This is a genomic window from Streptacidiphilus sp. PB12-B1b (genome assembly GCF_014084125.1).
Taxonomy (GTDB): Bacteria; Actinomycetota; Actinomycetes; order Streptomycetales; family Streptomycetaceae; genus Streptacidiphilus.
Window position 1 is genome coordinate 2653938 of sequence record NZ_CP048405.1, and the last position, 17233, is coordinate 2671170.

A 17233-nucleotide genomic window follows, 5' to 3' on the forward strand; every position below is an offset into this window, starting at 1 on the left:
ACGGAAGAGAGCGATGTCCGCACCGAACAAGTCCTACGACCCGGTCGAGGTCGAGGCGCTGAAGCCCGAGGAGATCGAGCGCCTGCGCGACGAGGCCCTGGCCGCGTTCGCCGCCGCCGCCGACCTCGCCGCCCTGCAGGAGGCCAAGGTCGCGCACTGCGGCGACCGCTCCCCGCTGGCGCTGGCCAACCGCGAGATCGGCGCGCTGCCGCCGCAGGCCAAGGCCGAGGCGGGCAAGCGCGTCGGCCAGGCCCGGGGCGCGGTCAACAAGGCGCTGGCCGCCCGGCTGGTCGAGCTGGAGGCCGAGCGCGACGCGCGCGTCCTGGTCGAGGAGGCCGTGGACGTCACGCTGCCGTACGACCGCGCCCCGCGCGGCGGCCGGCACCCGCTCACCACGCTCTCCGAGCGGCTCGCCGACATCTTCACCGCCATGGGCTACGCCGTCGCCGAGGGCCCCGAGGTCGAGGCCGAGTGGCTGAACTTCGACGCTCTCAACATGGGCCCGGACCACCCCGCGCGCTCCACCCAGGACACCTTCTTCCTGGAGGGCGCCGACTCCGTCGTGCTGCGCACCCACACCTCGGGCGTGCAGATCCGCTCCCTGCTGGCCAGCGCCGAGCCGCCGGTCTACGTGATCTGCCCGGGCCGGGTGTTCCGCTCCGACGAGCTGGACGCCACCCACACCCCGGTCTTCAACCAGATCGAGCTGCTGGCCGTGGACGAGGGCCTGACCATGGCCGACCTCAAGGGCACCCTGGACCACATGGTGGTCTCGCTGTTCGGCGAGGGCATGAAGACCCGGCTGCGGCCCAACTACTTCCCCTTCACCGAGCCGTCCGCCGAGATGGACATGGTGTGCTTCCACTGCCGCGGCGAGTCCGTCGGCAACCCCGACCGGCCCTGCCGCACCTGCTCGTCCGAGGGCTGGATCGAGCTGGGCGGCTGCGGCATGGTCAACCCCCGGGTGCTGGTCGCCTGCGGGATCGACCCCAACAAGTACAGCGGCTTCGCCTTCGGCTTCGGCATCGAGCGGCTGCTGATGTTCCGGCACAACGTCGAGGACATGCGAGACATCGTGGAGGGTGACGTGCGCTTCACCCTTCCCTTCGGGATGGAGATCTGATGCGCGTCCCGCTTTCCTGGCTGCGGGAGTACGTCGACCTGCCCGCGGGCGAGACCGGCCGTGACGTGGCCGACCGGCTGGTCCGGGCCGGTCTGGAGGTCGAGACCGTCGAGCAGCTCGGCGGCGACCTCAAGGGCCCGCTGGTGGTCGGCAAGGTCCTCGCCATCGAGGAGCTGACCGGCTTCAAGAAGCCCATCCGCTACTGCCAGGTGGACGTCGGCGACGCCAACGGCACCGGCGAGCCGCAGAACATCGTCTGCGGCGCGCGGAACTTCGCCGTCGGCGACAAGGTCGTCGTGGTGCTCCCCGGCGCGGTCCTGCCCGGTCCGTTCCCGATCGCCGCCCGGCAGACCTACGGCCACACCTCCGAGGGCATGATCTGCTCCGCCCGCGAGCTGGGCATGGGCGACGAGCACGACGGCATCATCGTGCTGCCGCCGGAGTTCGAGCCCGGCACCGACGCCGTCGAGCTGCTGGAGCTGGTCGACGAGGTCCTGGACATCGCCGTCACCGCCGACCGCGGCTACTGCCTGTCGGTGCGCGGCGTCGCCCGCGAGGCCGCCATCGCCTACGGCCTGGCGCTGCGCGACCCGGCGCTGCTGGACACCCCGGCGCCCAACGCCTACGGCCCGCTGGTCAAGGTGCTGGACCCGGCCGGCTGCGACCGCTTCACCGCGCGCACCGTCGTCGGCCTGGAGCCCGAGGCGCTGTCGCCGATCTGGCTGCAGCGGCGGATCCAGAAGGCCGGGATGCGCCCCATCTCGCTGACCGTCGACATCACCAACTACGTGATGCTGGAACTCGGCCAGCCGCTGCACGCCTACGACTGCTCGCGCATCGACGGCCCGATCATCGTCCGCCGCGCCGAGGCCGGGGAGAAGCTCACCACCCTGGACGGCGTCCAGCGCACCCTCGACCCCGAGGATCTGCTGATCTGCGACAACTCCGGGCCGATCGGCCTGGCCGGGGTCATGGGCGGCGCGGGCACCGAGATCGCCGCCCCGTCGGTGGACCCGGAGACCGGCCGGGTCACCGGTACCACCCAGGTCGTCATCGAGGCCGCGCACTTCGCGCCGGTCTCCATCGCCCGCACCGCGCGCCGCCACCGGCTGCCCTCCGAGGCGGCCAAGCGCTTCGAGCGCGGCGTGGACCCGCAGGCCGGCAAGGCCGCCGCGCAGCGCGCCGTGGACCTGCTGGTCCTGGTCGCCGGGGGCACCGCCGAGGGCGGGGTCACCGAGTACGCCGTGGACTACCCGGTCTACTCGATCACCATCGCCGCCGACCACCCCGACCGGGTCGCCGGGCAGGAGTACGGCCGCGAGACCGTGGTCCGCCGGCTGCAGGAGGTCGGCTGCACCGTCGAGGGCGGCGACGTCCTGGTGGTCACCCCGCCGAGCTGGCGGCCCGACCTCACCGACCCCAACGACCTGGCCGAGGAGGTCATCCGGCTGGAGGGCTACGCCGAGCTGCCCTCCACCCTGCCGAGGGTCCCGGCCGGGCGCGGCCTCACCGAGGCCCAGCGGCTGCGCCGACGCACCGGCCTGGCGCTGGCCGGGGCCGGCTACGTCGAGGTGTTGAACTACCCGTTCGTCGGCGAAGCCGCCCTGGACGCCCTCGGCCTGGAGCCGGACGACGACCGCCGCCGGGCGGTCCGGCTGGCCAACCCGATCTCCGACGAGGAGCCGGCGCTGCGCACCACGCTGCTGCCGGGACTGCTCGCCGCGCTGCGCCGCAACACCGGCCGGGGCGCGACCGACGTGGCGCTGTTCGAACAGGGGCTGGTCTTCCGCGTCGACGGCACCGACCCCGAGCGGCTGTTCAAGGCCCCGCGGCTGCCGGTCGACCGGCGCCCCACCGACGAGGAGATCGCCGAGCTGGACGCCGCCCTGCCGCGCCAGCCGCGCCGGGTCGCCACCGTCCTCGCGGGCAACCGCGAGCCCGACGGCTGGTGGGGCAAGGGCCGCCCGGCGAGCTGGGCCGACGCGGTCGAGTCCGCCCGCACGGTGGCGGCCGCCGCCGGTGTCGAGCTGACCGTCCGGCAGGAGCAGCACGCGCCCTGGCACCCCGGCCGCTGCGCCGCGCTGTACGCGGGGGAGCGGCTGGTCGGCCACGCGGGCGAGCTGCACCCGCGCGTGGTCAAGGCGCTGCACCTGCCCGACCGCACCTGCGCGATGGAGCTGGACGTCGACCTGCTCACCGCGGACGGCGCGGCGCGGGTCGAGGGCCCGAGGATCTCCGGCTTCCCGGTCGCCACCCAGGACGTCGCCCTGGTGGTGGACGGCGCGGTGCCGGCCGCCGAGGTCGAGGCGGCGCTGCGGCAGGGCGCCGGCCCGCTGCTGGAGTCGCTGCGGCTGTTCGACGTCTACACCGGCGAGCAGCTCGGCGAGGGCCGCAAGTCGCTCGCTTACGCGCTGCGCTTCCGCGCCCCGGACCGCACGCTGACGGCGGAGGAGGCCGGTGCGGCCCGGAACGCCGCCATCGCCGAGGCCGTCGCCCGCACCGGCGCGGTGCTGCGCGGCTGATACGCGGTCACGACGCACGGCAGTGGCGGTCCGCCCCCTCGGGGGTGGGCCGCCGCTGCCGTTGGCGCAGGGGGCGGGTCGGGGTCAGGCCGGGCCGGGTCCGGGTCAGGCCCGCAGGTGGTTGACGTGGTAGACGGCCTGGTCGAGCAGCTCCGCGACATGGTGGTCGTAGAGGCCGTAGACCACGGACCGGCCCCGGCGCTCGCCGATGACCAGGTCGAGGTTGCGCAGCAGCCGCAGCTGGTGCGAGCAGGCGGACTGCTCCATGCCCACGGCGGCGGCCAGCTCGCTGGCCGGGCAGGGGCCCTCGCGCAGCCGGGCCAGGATCAGCAGCCGGGAGGGCGTGGCCAGTGCCTGCATGGTGGCGGCGACCTTGGCGGCGTTGCCCGCGTCCAGTCGTGCCGGGGGCACGGTCTCGGGGGGCGCGGTGTCAGGACCCATGGCCGCCATGGTACGTCATACGATTGAAGGACTGTTCATGTGTTCCTGTGTCGCGCGGACGTACTGACGATTGCTTCACGCATACTTGAGTACTCAAGCATCTGCTAGCCTGGAGTGGTGAACGACGCACTCGAAGCCTCTCTGCGGCTGGTCCGCGCCCAGAGCGCCCTGGTCAAGCGGTTCGACGGCCGACTCGCCTCGCTGCACGGCGTCAGCCTGGCCGACCTGCTGATCCTGCTGCACCTCGGGCGGGCCGAGGGCGGCCGGATGCGCCGGGTGGACCTGGCCCAGGCGCTCGGGCTCACCGCTTCCGGGGTGACCCGGGGGCTGATCCCGCTGGAGCGCATCGGCCTGGTCGTCCGCGAGCCCGATCCGCGCGACGCCCGGGTGGCGTACGCGGCGCTGACCGACACCGGCCGCGAGCGGCTCACCGAGATGCTCGGCACCGCCGAGGAGGTCGCCGCCGACGTCTTCGCCGCCCCGCGCTGGGCCGACGGCGGCTTCGACCTGCTCGCCGACCTGCTGGCCGACCTGGAAGGCGGCCGGACCAGGCCGCCCGGCCATGGCTGAGCCCGAGGCGGACGTCCGGGCGGCGCGGAGTGCGCAGCGGGCGGACGCGGCGGCCTGGCGGATGCTGGAGTGGGTACTGGGAGGCGGCTGGACCCTCCCGCGAGGAGAGGCGGAACGGGTGGCTTCGGAAACAGCCGGTCCGGCGGGGCTCGCCGAGACGGTGGCGCTGCGCTACCTGCACCCGCTGCGGTCCGGCAGCTCGGTCCCCGGCATCGTCGAGACCGACGACCTGGGCACCTACGTGGTGAAGTTCACCGGCGCCGCGCAGGGGCGCAAGGCGCTGGTCGCCGAGGTCGTCGTGGGCGAGCTGGGGCGGCGGCTCGGCCTGCGCGTGCCCGAGCTGGTGCTGGTCGACTTCGACCCGGCGGTGGCGGTCGCGGAGCCGGACCCGGAGATCCAGGACCTGCTGCTGGCCAGCGCCGGGCGCAACCTGGGCATGGACTACCTGCCCGGCGCGCGGGACCTCACCGCCGAGGAGCTCACCGCCCCGCGCCCGGGCGGACCGGACCGGTCGTTCGCGCCGACCCCCGCCGAGGCCGGCCGGGTGGTCTGGTTCGACGCGCTCGTCGGCAACGTCGACCGGACGCTGCACAACCCCAACCTCATGCTCTGGCACGGTCGGCTCTGGCTGATCGACCACGGCGCCGCCCTGATCTTCCACCACCGCTGGTCGGCGGCGGCCGAGTCGGTGGTCAAGCGCTACCCGATGAGCGCGCACGCGCTCGGCGGCTTCGCCCCCGACGTCGCCGCCGCCGACGCCGCGCTCGCGCCGCTGGTCACCGAGGAGCTGCTGACCGAGGTGCTCGGCCTGGTCCCGGACGAGTGGCTCGCGGACGAGCCCGGCTTCGACTCGCCCGCCCGGCTCCGGGAGGCGTACGTCGCCCACCTGTCCGCCCGCGCCTCCTGCTCCGAGGCATGGCTGCCGGAGGGCTTCGCCACCCCGGAGCAGCTGGCCCGGGAGGAGGCGCAGCGCCGCGCCGCCGCCCTCGCGGGTCGCCCGACCTGGCTGCAGCACGTCAAGGGCTGAACCCCGGCCGCGCGGGGCCGGGCTGCCGGGTGCGGCCGGGCGGGGGATAGGTTGGCGGCCATGCGGATCTGTGTACTGGGTGCAGGGGCCATCGGCGGTTTCGTCGGCGCGCGGCTGGCCGCCTCCGGCCTGGAGGTCTCGGCGGTGGCGCGCGGCGCCACCCTGGCCGCGCTGCGGGAGCACGGCTGGCGGGTGCGGTCCGGGCAGGGCCTGCTGACGGCCCCGGTGCGGGCGGTCGGCGACGCCGCCGAGCTGGGCGAACAGGATGTGGTGCTGCTCGCCGTCAAGGGCCAGTCGCTGGAGGCGGCCCTGCCGAGCCTGATCCCGCTGCTCGGCCCGGACACCGTGGTCGTCGCCGCACTCAACGGGGTGCCCTGGTGGTTCTTCGACGGCTTCGGCGGCCCCTGCGAGGGGCGGCGGCTGGCCAGTGTCGACCCGCACGGGCGGATCGCCGCGGCGGTGCCGGTCCGGCAGGTCCTGGGCTGCGTGGTGCACATGAGCTGCAGCGTCCCCGAACCCGGCCTGGTGCGGCACTCGGGCGGCAGCGGCCTGATCCTGGGCGAGCCGGACAACGGCGACTCGCCCCGGGTCCGCGAGATCGCGGCGCTGCTGGGCGCGGCCGGCTTCGAGGCCACCGTCTCCCGGCAGATCCAGCGGGACGTCTGGTACAAGCTGTGGGGCAATATGACCATCAACCCGGTCTCCGCCCTCACCGGGGCCACCGCCGACCTGATCCTGGACGACGAGCTGGTGCGCGACTTCTGCCACGCGGCCATGCGGGAGGCGGCGGAGGTGGGCGCGGCGATCGGCTGCCCGATCACCGAACTCCCCGAGGACCGCAGCAGGCTCACCCGCGAGCTGGGCGCGTTCCGCAGCTCCATGCTGCAGGACGCCGACGCCGGGCGCAGCCTCGAACTCGGCGCCCTGGTCGGCGCGGTACGGGAGATCGGCGGCCTGGTGGGCGTCCCCACCCCCAGCGTGGACGCCCTGCTCGGCCTCACCCGGCTCGGCGCCCGCGTCCGCGGCCTGAACTGACGTACCGTCAATAATTCTCGGCGGCAGGGCTGAAGGGGCCGTCGAGGGCGGCCCAGTGCAGCAGCATGATGGTCTTGGCGTCTTCGACGGCTCCGCTGCGGACCATGGCGAGCGCTTCGCTGAAGGGCAGTTCGACGGTGGCGATGTCCTCGCCCTCGGCGGCGATCCCGCCACCGTCGGCGGTGGCGGTGGCCGGGCTGTAGGGGGCGGCGAAGAAGTGCAGCCGCTCGGTGACCGAACCGGGGCTCATGTAGGCGTCGAAGACGTGGCGCACCTCGCCGACGGTGTGCCCGGTCTCCTCGGCCGCCTCCCGGCGGATCGCCTCGCTGGGGGCCTCGCCGTCGAGCAGTCCGGCCGCGGTCTCGATCAGCATGCCGTCCGGGTGGCCGTTGGCGTAGGCGGGGAAGCGGAACTGACGGGTCAACAGGACGGTTCTGCGGTCCGGGTCGTAGAGCAGGACGGTGGCGCCGTCGCCCCGGTCGTAGGTCTCGCGCTGCTGGCGGCTCCAACGGCCGTCCCGGTGCTGGAAGTCGAAGGTGGTCCGGCGCAGCACGTACCAGTCGCAGGACAGCAGCTCCACCTCCCGCACCCGCACCCGCGGGTTGCCGGTCAGGTCGCGGCCGTGCCGGTCCAGTCCGGTGCGCCCGCGGCGGTCGGGGGTGTCGATTCCGGCGGTCACCGGGCGGCCTTGATTTCGTCGGGGTTGGAGATCGGGTCAGGGCTCAAGTCCCCTTCGGGGCGGGGTATTTCGTCGGCGCTGGTGTAGACGGCCTTGCCCGCGGCACGGGCCTGGCGCACCATCATGTCCGCGCCCGCCGAGGCGCCGCCGATGCGCAGCACCGCGTCGCAACGGGCCAACAGCCGCTCCGCCACCGGGTGGAAGATCTCCTCGAAGGCGGCGTCGCCGGGGCGGGCGCCGCCTGCCGCCTCCAGCAGCGGCAGGGCCAGGGCCTCGCCGGTCACGGCCAGGTGCCCGGCGCGGAAGAGGTCCAGGGCGGCTTCGTGCATCGCCCGGGCGTGCGCGGCGAGCCGGGCCGGGTCGTCGCCGGTGCCCGAACGGTAGGGGCCGGCGACCAGGACCATCAGCGGACGCGGGGCAGTCGGCAGCGGGGCGGTGGACAGCGGGGCGGCGGACATGGGCATCACTCCGTACGCGGGTGGGTGGCGGGCGGGGGCGGTCGGGGGTCAGGCCAGGACGATCCCGACCCCCGCGTCGCGCAGCGCGGCGAGCGTCTCCGGCCCCTGGGGGTGGGTGGCGGCGTCGTCGGCGGCGGTGTCGGTGACGAAGACGTCCGCCCGGTCCAGGGCGGCGACCCGGTTGAAGGCGCGCACGCCGAGTTTGGTGGCGTCGGCCACGACGACGGTCCGGGCGGCCTGGGCGAGTGCGGTCTGCTTGACGGCGGCGTCGTCCAGGGCGAACTCCGACCATCCGTACCGGGGGTGGACGCCCCCGATGGACATCACGAACGTGTCGAAGGCCATGGTCTCCAGGGTCCGCAGCGCATGCGGGCCGACCAGGGAGCGCTCGCCCGGACGGGACAGGCCGCCGATCACCAGCAGCCGGATGCCGGGCCGGTCCGCCAGCCGCACCGCCGCCTGCAGGCTGAGCACGGCCACCGTCAGCGGGGCGCGGGCGATCAGGTGTTCGGCGACGTGCACGGTGGTCGTGCCCGCGTCGAGCAGCACGGTCGAGCCCGGTGGCACCAGCTCGGCCACCGCACGCCCGAGGCGTTCCTTGGTCGCCGCCTGCCAGCCCTCCCGCGCGGCGAAGCCGGACTCCTCCTCGCTCGAACGCGTGGCCTCCGCGCCGCCGTGCACCCGCTTGACCAGCCCCTGGCGCTCCAGCTCGTCCAGATCACGGCGCACCGTCATCTCCGACACGCCCAGCCGCCGGGACAGCTCCGCGACCGAGACCCGGGCCGTGCCCTGGACCAGCCGCAGGGTGAGGTCCAAACGATTCGCTACTCCCATGCCCACTTTCTAACATGCTGGCGTTCGAACGAACAAGCCTGTGGGAGATAGGACCGCGCTGCTCGACCGGATGGTTCACTATTACCCTTGGTGTCGAATGCTTGTTCGATAGCGAGCGTATGCTCGGGATATCGAAAGGGATATGTCGGACATCGACCGACGGGAAGGAGGGAGGCGGTGGCGGTGTGTTTACCCATCTGCAGGTCGCGTCCGGCTACTCCGTGCGCTTCGGCGCCTCCCACCCGGACGCCCTGGTGCGCCGGGCCGCCGGTCAGGGCATGGCCGCACTGGCCCTGACCGACCGCGACACCGTCGCCGGGGCGGTGCGCTTCGCCAAGGCGTGTGCGGAGGTGACGGTCCGGCCGGTCTTCGGCGCGGACCTGGCCGTCGCCGCGTTCGAACAGCCGCGCAGCACGGCGTCCGGGCGCCGTACGCCGGCGCGCGGCGGGGCGTTCGTGGACGAGTCCGCCCCCCGGGTCACCCTGCTCGCGCGGGACCGGGCGGGGTGGGCGGCGCTGTGCGCGCTGCTGACCGCCGCCCACGCCGACCCGGCCTCCCGGCGGCCGCTGCTGCCCTGGTCCGCGCTGGAGCAGGCCGACGGCGACGGCCTGACCGTGCTGCTCGGCCCCGACTCCGAGCCGCTGCGGGCCCTGGCCGCCGGACGCCCGGACCGCGCCGCCGCCCTGCTCGCCCCCTGGCGGCAGCTGTTCGAAGGGCGGCTGCGGCTGGCCGCGGTCGCCCTCCACCGGGGCGACGCCGGTCCCGGCTCGCTGCGGCTGGCCGCCCGTACCGTCGGCCTGGCCGCCGACCTCGGCATCGAGGCCGTGCTGAGCAACGCCGTGCGCTACGCCGACCCGGCTCAGGCCCCGATCGCCGACGTCCTGGACGCGGCCCGCCGACTGCTGCCGATCGACGAGCGCCACCGCGACCGGGGCCAGCGCTGGCTCAAGCCCGAGCCGGTCATGGCGCTGATCGCCGAGCATGTCGCCGCGGCCGCCGGGCAGGAGCACGGCGGCGCGGCCCGGCTGCTCGCCGCCACCGAGCGCACCGCCCAGCAGTGCCGGGTGGACCCGTACGCCGACCTCGGCCTGACCCGCCCGGAGGCGGACCGGATCGAGGCCCGGCTGCCCGAACCGGGGAAGGTGGGCGCGGAGCGCCGCCCGGCCTACCAGGTGCTGCGCTCGCGGACGGTCACCGCCATGCTGCGGCGCGGCTACCACCGGGACGGCTCCACCCGCAGGCGGCTGGAGGACGAGCTGCGGATCATCCGCGACCGGCGCTTCGAGACGTACTTCCTCACCGTCGCGGCCGTGGTCGACGACGCCCGCGACCTGGGCATCCGCACCGCCGCCCGGGGGTCGAGCGCCGGCTCGCTGGTGGTGCACCTGCTCGGGATCGCCAGTGCGAACCCGATGGAGCACGGCCTGCTGATGGAACGTTTCCTCTCCCGGCACCGCCGCGCGCTGCCGGACATCGACATCGACGTGGAGTCCGCCCGCCGACTGGAGGTCTACCGGGCCGCGTTCGCACGCTTCGGCGCGGAGCGGGTCGCGGCGGTGGCCATGCCGGAGACCTACCGGGTCCGGCACGCCATCCGCGACGCCGGCGCCGCCCTCGGCATCGACCCGGACGAGCTGGGACGCCTGGCCAAGGCGTTCCCGCACATCCGCGCCCGCGACGTGCGCGCGGCCATGGCCGAGCTCCCGGAGCTGCGCGCGGTCGCCGCCGACGCCGACCGCTACGGCCCCCTGTGGGACCTGGTCGAGGGCCTGGACGCGCTGCCGCGCGGCACCGCCATGCACCCCTGCGGGCTGATCCTCTCCGACGACTCCCTGTTGCGGCGCACCCCGGTGCTGCCCACCCCCGGCGAGGGCCTGCCGATGAGCGTCTTCGACAAGGAGGACGTCGAGGACCTTGGCCTGCTGAAACTGGACGTCCTGGGCGTGCGGATGCAGTCCGCGATGGCGCACGCCGTCACCGAGATCGCCCGCACCACCGACCACCGGATCGACCTGGACGACCCCGCCCAGGTCCCGCCCGACGACCCGGCGACGTTCGAACTGATCCGCAGCTCCCAGACCCTGGGCTGCTTCCAGATCGAGTCGCCCGGCCAGCGGGAGCTGATCGGGCGGCTGCAACCGGAGCACTTCCACGACCTGGTCGTGGACATCAGCCTGTTCCGCCCCGGCCCGGTCGCGGCGGACATGATCAGCCCGTTCATCGAGGCCCGGCACGGCAGGCGGCGTCCCTACTACCCGCACCCCGAGCTGAGGCCCGCGCTGGAGGGCACGCTGGGCGTGGTCGTCTTCAACGAGCAGGTCATGCAGATCCTGCAGGTCATGACCGGCTGCGACCTCGGCCGCGGGGACGTCGTCCGGCGCACCATGAGCGACAAGGAGCGCCTGCCCGGGGTCGAGCACTGGTTCCGGCAGCAGGCCCGGGCCAAGGGCCACCGCCCCGAGGTCGTCGACGAGGTCTGGGGCATCCTGCTGGCCATGGCCTCCTACGGCTTCGCCAAGGCCCACGCGGTGGCGTTCGCCGTGCCCACCTACCAGTCCGCCTGGCTCAAGACCCACCACCCGGCCGCCTTCTACGCCGGGCTGCTCACCCACGACCCGGGCATGTACCCGGCCCGGCTGCTGCTGGCCGACGCCCGCCGGCGCGGGGTGCCGATCCTGCCCCTGGACGTCCAGCACTCCGCCGCCGACTACCGCACCGAACCGGTGGAGACCCCGCAGGGCCGCCGGTGGGGGGTGCGGCTGGCGCTGTCCGGGGTGCAGGGCATCTCGGCGGGGGAGACCGCCCGGATCGCGGCCGGCCAGCCCTACGGCTCGGTCTCGGACTGGTTCACCCGCGCCCGCCCGGCGCTGCCGGTGGCCGAGCGGCTGGCCCGGATCGGCGCGCTGGCCTCCCTCGCCCCCGGCCTGCCCCGCCGGGACCTGCTGCTGCAGGTCACCGAGCTGCACCGGCAGCAGCGCTCCACCGCCGTCCCCACCCAGCTCACCCTGGCCGCCCACAGTACCGACGCCGGGCCCGACGCCGCCGCGTCCGCCGGTACCGGGCTGCCGGTGATGACCGCCGCGGAGGAGCTCGGCGCGGAGCTGTCGGTGCTGGGCCTGGACGTCTCCCGGCACCTGATGACCGACCACCACCGGCTGCTCGCCGAGCTGGGCGTCATCCCCGCCCACCGCCTGGCCGAGCTGGAGACCGGCGCCCAGGTGCTGGTCGCCGGGGCCAAGGTCGCCAACCAGACCCCGCCCAACCGCACCGGTCGGCGCATCCTGTTCGCCACCCTGGACGACGGCACCGGCCTGGTCGACCTCGCCTTCTTCGACGACGCCCAGCACTGCGCCCACACCGTGTTCCACAGCTTCCTGCTGGTGGTGCGCGGCGCCATCGCCCGGCGCGGCCCGCGCAGCCTCAGCGTGGTCGGCGCCCAGGCGTGGAACCTCGCCGACCTCGCCGCCGCCCGCGAGACCGGCGGCCTGGACGCCGTCCGCCGACTGCTCACCGCCGCCCCGGACACCGCCGCCCCGGACGCCGGGGGTCCGCAGCCCCCGCACCGGGTGCTGACCCTGCCCAGCGGCTACACCCTCGCCCCCTGGGCCGACCTGCAACCGGCGGGCGAGGGCACCGCGGCCACCCGCAAACTGTGGACCTCCAGCCCCGGGAGCGCCGGATGAGCCGCGCCATCGCCCACGTCCACCTGCACCTGCCGCGCTCCGGGGACGAGACCTACCGGCAGCTGTTCACCGTGCTGGCCGGCATCACCCCGGTCGTCCAGGCGCTGCCCGCCGATGCCGCGCTGCTGGACCTCACCGGCGCGCTGCGCTACTTCGACCGCGACCCGGCCCAGCTCGCGTCGCTGCTGCAACTGCGGCTGGCGGCCCGGTTCGGCGTCCAGAGCACCGTCGGCATCGGCCCCAACCGGATGCTCGCCACCCTGGCCGCGCAGACCGCCGACCCCACCACCGTCCAGGTGCTGCCCGACGACCCGCGGGCGGTCACCGCCTTCCTGGACCCGCTCCCGGTCCGGGCCCTGCCCGACGTCGGCCCCCGGACCAGCCGCACCCTGGCGGCGTACGGGCTGGCCACCGTCGGCGAGCTGCGCGGCGTCCCCCGGGCCACGCTGCAGCGGATCACCACCGCCGGCACCGGGCGGCTGCTGGCCGAGCGCGCCCGCGGCCACGACCCGCGCACCGTCCAGCCGGGCGGCCCGCCCGCCCTCCTGACCGCCCGCCGCGACTTCGGCCGCGACACCGTCGACCCCGACACCGTCCGCCGGGCCCTGCTCTCCTGCGCCCTGGAGCTGGGGGCCCGGCTGCGCACCGGCGGCCAGGTCGCCGGCCGCCTGGAACTGGAGATCCGCCTCGCCGACCGCTCCAGCACCGGCCGATCCCGCGCCCTGGGCGAGGCCACCGACCACACCGGCACCCTGCACACCCTGCTCTACGACCTCCACGACAGCCTCGGCCTGCAACGCGCCCGGCTGCGCGCCATGACCGTCCGGGCCCAGGCGCTGCGCCCGGTGGAGTCGGCGACGGTCCAGCTCAGCTTCGACCGCCGGGCTGAGCTGCGCCGCAGGCTCGACCCGGTGATGGACCGGGCCGCCGCCTGCTTCGGCCCCGGCGCCCTGACCCGGGCCGCCCTGCTGCTCACCGGCGGCCCCCGGACCGCGCCGGGCGGCCCGGGAGGCGCGCCCGGCTGAGCCGTTGCAGTCTGGGAGCATGAACAGCCGTACGCCGCCGGTCGTGGTCGGCCCGCTGGTGGCCGACGACCGCCCCTACCGCCGGGTGATGATCCTCGGCCACGAGGTCGGCCGCGCCTACGGGCCCGCCGACGTGGACGAGTTCTGCCGCCGCGCCGGCCTGGCCGACGCCGACCTGGACGACCCGGCGACGGTGACCTGGACCGGCGGCGGCCCGGAGGACTGGAGCCTCAGCTGACCGGCACCGGCATCAGTACTGGTAGAAGCCCCGGCCGGACTTGCGGCCCATCAGGCCGGCGTCGACCATGCGCTGCAGCAGCGGCGGGGCGGCGTACAGCGGTTCCTTGTACTCGTGGTACATGGACTCGGCGATGGAGACGATGGTGTCCAGGCCGATCAGGTCGCACAGCCGCAGCGGCCCCATCGGGTGGGCGCAGCCGGCCTCCATGCCCTTGTCGATGTCCTCGGCGGTCGCCACACCGGTCTCGAACATCCGCACGGCGGAGAGCAGGTAGGGCACGAGCAGCGCGTTGACCACGAAGCCGGCCCGGTCGCGGGCCCGGATCGGGTCCTTGCCGAGCACCTCGCGGGCGAACTCCTCGGCCCGGCCCACGGTCTGCGCGGAGGTGGTGAGCGTCGGGATGATCTCGACCAGCTTCTGCACCGGCGCCGGGTTGAAGAAGTGGACGCCGAGCACCTGCTCCGGGCGCGAGGTGGCCGAGGCCAGCTTCACGATCGGGATGGAGGAGGTGTTGGACGCCAGGATGGCGTCGCGCCGCTGCACCACCGCGTCGAGGGTCTGGAAGATCGCCGTCTTGACGTCCTCGCGCTCCGCCACGGCCTCGATGACCAGGTCGCGGTCGGCGAAGTCGGCCAGCTCGGTGGTGAAGGCGATGCGGGCGAGGGCGGCGTCCCGGTCGTCCTCGGTGAGCTTGCCGCGCCGCACGGCGGTGTCCAGGGAGCCGGTCAGCCGGGCGCGGCCGATCTCCAGGGCCTCGCCGTTGGCCTCGGAGACCTTGACGTCCAGGCCCGCGCGGGCGAAGACCTCCGCTATGCCCGAGCCCATGAGGCCGCACCCGACGACCCCTACACGCGCGATGTCGCTCACTTTTTCATCGTCCTTCGTTCGTGGCCACGGACCTCCGTGGCTGCCGCTCCGACGTTACCCCTCCGTACCGGCGGGTTTCCGCGTGTCCATCGGACTGAACGTCCGTTCGGGGATCGACAATGACCCCATGACCATGCGAACGCTGGAAGGGCAGGTGGCCCTGGTCACCGGGGCCGGGCGGGGAATCGGCCGGGAGATCGCGCTGGGCCTGGCCGAGGAGGGGATGAACCTGGCCGTGCTCGGACGCCATCGGGAGACCCTGACCAGCACCCTGCGGGCCTGCGTCCGGAACGGAGTGAGATGCGTCGCACTCGCCGCGGACGTCGCCCATCCGGGTGCGGTGCGCGAAGCGGTACGCAGCGTCGAGCGCGGTCTGGGCCCGGTGGACCTGCTGGACGACGTCCTGGCCTCCTACAGCTGATCCCTCCGGCTGATTGCATGAATATGCATGGCTCCGTATAGTTGTCGCGGAGCGGAGGAGGAGCCATGGCATTCCGGGCAGCAGTGGCAGGAGCGAGCGGGTACGCGGGCGGCGAAGTGCTGCGCCTGCTGCTGAACCACCCGCAGATCGAGATCGGCGTGCTCACCGGCGCGTCCAACGCCGGCACCCGCCTCGGCGAACTCCAGCCGCACCTGCGGCCGTTGGCCGACCGGGTGCTCGAACCCACCAGCGCCGAGACCCTGGCCGGGCACGACGTGGTCTTCCTCGGCCTGCCGCACGGCCAGTCCGCCGCCGTCGCCGCGCAGTTGGGTGACGAGGTGCTGATCGTCGACTGCGGCGCCGACTTCCGGCTGCACGACCCCGCCGACTGGGAGAAGTTCTACGGCTCCCCGCACGCCGGCAGCTGGCCCTACGGCCTGCCCGAACTCCCGGGCGCCCGCGAGGCGTTGAAGGGCAGCAAGCGCATCGCCGTGCCCGGCTGCTACCCCACCGCGGTGACCCTGGCGCTGATCCCCGCGTACGCCGCCGGGCTGGCCGAGCCCGAGGCCGTGGTCGTCGCCGCCTCCGGCACCTCCGGCGCCGGGAAGGCCGCCAAGACCCACCTGCTCGGCAGCGAGGTCATGGGCTCGATGAGCCCGTACGGCGTCGGCGGGGTCCACCGGCACACCCCGGAGATGACGCAGAACCTCTCCGCCGTCGCCGGCGAGCACGTCGCGGTGTCCTTCACCCCCACCCTCGCCCCCATGTCCCGGGGCATCCTGGCCACCTGCAGCGTCAAGGCCCGGCCCGGCACCACCCGCGCCTCGCTGCGCGCCGCCTACGCCGCCGCCTACGCCGACGAGCCCTTCGTGCACCTGCTGCCCGAGGGCCAGTGGCCCGCCACCGCCGCCGTCCTGGGCTCCAACCACGCCCTGGTCCAGGTCGCACTGGACGAGAGCGTCCACCGCATCACCGTCGTCAGCGCCATCGACAACCTCGCCAAGGGCACGGCCGGCGGCGCGGTGCAGAGCATGAACATCGCCCTCGGCCTCCCCGAGGAGCTCGGCCTTCCGCAGACTGGAGTCGCACCGTGACCAGCCCCCATCCGACCGCAGCCGGCGACAGCGCGGGCGTCGGCGTCACGGCGGCCAGGGGCTTCCGCGCCGCCGGGATCGCCGCCGGGATCAAGGCCAGCGGCGCCCCCGACCTCGCCCTGGTCATCAACGACGGCCCCGCCCGCGCCGCCGCCGGGGTCTTCACCGCCAACCGGGTCAAGGCCGCCCCGGTGCTCTGGTCCGAGCAGGTGCTCAAGGCCGGGCACCTGTCCGCCGTGGTGCTCAACTCCGGTGGCGCCAACGCCTGCACCGGGCCGCTGGGCTTCCAGGACACCCACGCCACCGCCGAGCGCGCCGCCGAGGCGCTCGGCCTGGACGCCGCCGAGATCGCCGTCGCCTCCACCGGCCTGATCGGCGTCCGGCTGCCCATGGACAAGCTGCTCCCCGGCATCGACGCCGCCGCCGCCGAGCTGAGCGAGCACGGCGGGCAGGACGCCGCCGTCGCCATCAAGACCACCGACACCGTCCACAAGACCGCCGTCCACCGGACCGCCGCCGCCGACGGCACGGGCTGGACCGTCGGCGGCATGGCCAAGGGCGCCGGCATGCTCGCCCCCTCCCTGGCCACCATGCTGGTCGTGCTCACCACCGACGCCGACGTGGACGCCCCCGGCCTGGACGCCGCCCTGCGCGCCGCCACCCGCACCACCTTCGACCGGGTCGACTCCGACGGCTGCATGTCCACCAACGACACCGTGCTGCTGCTGGCCTCCGGCGCCTCCCGGGTCAGGCCCGCGCAACACGAGTTCGCCGAGGCCGTCCGCGCCGTCTGCGCCGACCTGGCCCGGCAGCTGGTCGGCGACGCCGAGGGCGCGGGCAAGGACATCCGGATCGACGTCGTCGGCGCCCACAGCGAGGCCGAAGCCGTCGAGGTCGCCCGCAGCATCGCCCGCAACAACCTGCTCAAGTGCGCCATCCACGGCGAGGACCCCAACTGGGGCCGGGTGCTCGCCGCCATCGGCACCACCGGCGCCGCCTTCGAGCCCGACGCCCTGGACGTCGCCATCAACGGCGTCTGGGTCTGCCGGGCCGGCAGCGTCGGCGAGGACCGCGAGCTGGTCAGCATGAAGGACCGCGACGTCGTCATCACCGCCGACCTGCACGCCGGGGACGCCGCCGCCACCGTGTGGACCAACGACCTCACCGCCGACTACGTCCACGAGAACAGCGCCTACTCCAGCTGAGGGGGAGC

15 protein-coding genes and 1 pseudogene are annotated in these 17233 nt (G+C 74.6%); 11 read left to right on the forward strand and 5 right to left on the reverse strand.

Annotated elements, in window-relative coordinates; all coding sequences use genetic code 11:
* Positions 1–13: 13 nt before the first annotated feature.
* A complete protein-coding gene (gene pheS / locus GXW83_RS12025) occupies positions 14–1123 on the forward strand; it encodes a phenylalanine--tRNA ligase subunit alpha (RefSeq protein WP_182443071.1) in 1110 nt (369 codons plus the stop codon).
* The gene (gene pheT, locus GXW83_RS12030) at positions 1123–3645 is read left to right on the forward strand and encodes a phenylalanine--tRNA ligase subunit beta (protein ID WP_182443072.1); all 2523 of its coding nucleotides are present in this window, start codon (positions 1123–1125) and stop codon (positions 3643–3645) included. Before pheS ends, pheT begins: the two co-directional genes overlap by 1 nt.
* Positions 3646–3750: 105 nt before the next feature.
* Here pheT and GXW83_RS12035 read toward each other — a convergent pair whose 3' ends face one another.
* Complete coding sequence (locus GXW83_RS12035) at positions 3751–4086, reverse strand: metalloregulator ArsR/SmtB family transcription factor (RefSeq protein ID WP_182443073.1); 336 nt, start codon at positions 4084–4086, stop codon at positions 3751–3753.
* A gap of 117 nt (positions 4087–4203) precedes the next feature.
* Between GXW83_RS12035 and GXW83_RS12040 the strand changes: the two genes are divergently transcribed.
* The 3 genes from GXW83_RS12040 to GXW83_RS12050 all read left to right on the forward strand — a co-directional run bounded on the left by GXW83_RS12040 (position 4204) and on the right by GXW83_RS12050 (position 6718).
* Positions 4204–4656: a MarR family winged helix-turn-helix transcriptional regulator gene (locus GXW83_RS12040; RefSeq protein WP_182443074.1), complete on the forward strand. Its 453-nt coding sequence runs from the start codon at positions 4204–4206 to the stop codon at positions 4654–4656.
* A 118-nt stretch (positions 4657–4774) separates the two neighbouring features.
* On the forward strand, positions 4775–5683 hold the full coding sequence (locus tag GXW83_RS12045) for a HipA family kinase (protein ID WP_182447246.1): 909 nt from the start codon (positions 4775–4777) through the stop codon (positions 5681–5683).
* A 60-nt stretch (positions 5684–5743) separates the two neighbouring features.
* Entirely contained in the window at positions 5744–6718 is a 975-nt protein-coding gene (locus GXW83_RS12050) for a 2-dehydropantoate 2-reductase (RefSeq protein ID WP_182443075.1), read from the forward strand.
* Between the two features lie 7 nt (positions 6719–6725).
* Here GXW83_RS12050 and GXW83_RS12055 read toward each other — a convergent pair whose 3' ends face one another.
* From GXW83_RS12055 to GXW83_RS12065, 3 genes are read right to left on the reverse strand one after another with little or no spacing between them, the layout of a single operon-like run.
* Entirely contained in the window at positions 6726–7397 is a 672-nt protein-coding gene (locus GXW83_RS12055; RefSeq protein ID WP_182443076.1) for an NUDIX domain-containing protein, read from the reverse strand.
* Positions 7394–7855: a DUF4406 domain-containing protein gene (locus GXW83_RS12060; protein WP_225446922.1), complete on the reverse strand. Its 462-nt coding sequence runs from the start codon at positions 7853–7855 to the stop codon at positions 7394–7396. Before GXW83_RS12060 ends, GXW83_RS12055 begins: the two co-directional genes overlap by 4 nt.
* Positions 7856–7903: 48 nt before the next feature.
* The gene (locus GXW83_RS12065) at positions 7904–8689 is read right to left on the reverse strand and encodes a DeoR/GlpR family DNA-binding transcription regulator (RefSeq protein ID WP_182443077.1); all 786 of its coding nucleotides are present in this window, start codon (positions 8687–8689) and stop codon (positions 7904–7906) included.
* A 185-nt stretch (positions 8690–8874) separates the two neighbouring features.
* Between GXW83_RS12065 and GXW83_RS12070 the strand changes: the two genes are divergently transcribed.
* Genes GXW83_RS12070 through GXW83_RS12080 form a run of 3 tightly spaced genes read left to right on the forward strand, consistent with a single transcriptional unit; the run spans position 8875 to position 13635 of the window.
* A complete protein-coding gene (locus GXW83_RS12070) occupies positions 8875–12372 on the forward strand; it encodes a DNA polymerase III subunit alpha (protein WP_225446923.1) in 3498 nt (1165 codons plus the stop codon).
* On the forward strand, positions 12369–13397 hold the full coding sequence (locus GXW83_RS12075) for a hypothetical protein (RefSeq protein WP_182443079.1): 1029 nt from the start codon (positions 12369–12371) through the stop codon (positions 13395–13397). Before GXW83_RS12070 ends, GXW83_RS12075 begins: the two co-directional genes overlap by 4 nt.
* Positions 13398–13416: 19 nt before the next feature.
* A complete protein-coding gene (locus tag GXW83_RS12080; protein ID WP_182443080.1) occupies positions 13417–13635 on the forward strand; it encodes a hypothetical protein in 219 nt (72 codons plus the stop codon).
* Positions 13636–13647: 12 nt separating this feature from the next.
* Here GXW83_RS12080 and GXW83_RS12085 read toward each other — a convergent pair whose 3' ends face one another.
* Complete coding sequence (locus GXW83_RS12085) at positions 13648–14505, reverse strand: 3-hydroxybutyryl-CoA dehydrogenase (RefSeq protein WP_182443081.1); 858 nt, start codon at positions 14503–14505, stop codon at positions 13648–13650.
* Between the two features lie 127 nt (positions 14506–14632).
* On the opposite strand from GXW83_RS12085, the pseudogene GXW83_RS12090 reads away from it, so the two are divergent.
* The 3 genes and pseudogenes from GXW83_RS12090 to argJ all read left to right on the forward strand — a co-directional run.
* Positions 14633–14899 (forward strand): annotated as a pseudogene (locus tag GXW83_RS12090) (SDR family NAD(P)-dependent oxidoreductase); the annotation flags it as partial.
* A gap of 92 nt (positions 14900–14991) precedes the next feature.
* Entirely contained in the window at positions 14992–16020 is a 1029-nt protein-coding gene (gene argC, locus GXW83_RS12095) for an N-acetyl-gamma-glutamyl-phosphate reductase (RefSeq protein WP_182443083.1), read from the forward strand.
* Entirely contained in the window at positions 16017–17225 is a 1209-nt protein-coding gene (argJ, locus tag GXW83_RS12100) for a bifunctional glutamate N-acetyltransferase/amino-acid acetyltransferase ArgJ (protein WP_182443084.1), read from the forward strand. The genes argC and argJ overlap by 4 nt, the downstream gene beginning before the upstream one ends.
* The last annotated feature ends 8 nt before the right edge of the window (positions 17226–17233 follow it).

Excerpts from the sequence above, each read along its gene's own strand:
- GXW83_RS12080 (WP_182443080.1), top strand. The coding sequence starts at position 13,417 with ATGAACAGCCGTACGCCGCCGGTCGTGGTCGGCCCGCTGGTGGCCGAC.
- GXW83_RS12075 (WP_182443079.1), top strand. The coding sequence starts at position 12,369 with ATGAGCCGCGCCATCGCCCACGTCCACCTGCACCTGCCGCGCTCCGGG.
- pheT (WP_182443072.1), top strand. The coding sequence starts at position 1,123 with ATGCGCGTCCCGCTTTCCTGGCTGCGGGAGTACGTCGACCTGCCCGCG.
- GXW83_RS12050 (WP_182443075.1), top strand. The coding sequence starts at position 5,744 with ATGCGGATCTGTGTACTGGGTGCAGGGGCCATCGGCGGTTTCGTCGGC.
- argC (WP_182443083.1), top strand. The coding sequence starts at position 14,992 with ATGGCATTCCGGGCAGCAGTGGCAGGAGCGAGCGGGTACGCGGGCGGC.
- pheS (WP_182443071.1), top strand. The coding sequence starts at position 14 with ATGTCCGCACCGAACAAGTCCTACGACCCGGTCGAGGTCGAGGCGCTG.
- GXW83_RS12060 (WP_225446922.1), bottom strand. The coding sequence starts at position 7,855 with ATGTCCGCCGCCCCGCTGTCCACCGCCCCGCTGCCGACTGCCCCGCGT.
- GXW83_RS12065 (WP_182443077.1), bottom strand. The coding sequence starts at position 8,689 with ATGGGAGTAGCGAATCGTTTGGACCTCACCCTGCGGCTGGTCCAGGGC.
- GXW83_RS12035 (WP_182443073.1), bottom strand. The coding sequence starts at position 4,086 with ATGGGTCCTGACACCGCGCCCCCCGAGACCGTGCCCCCGGCACGACTG.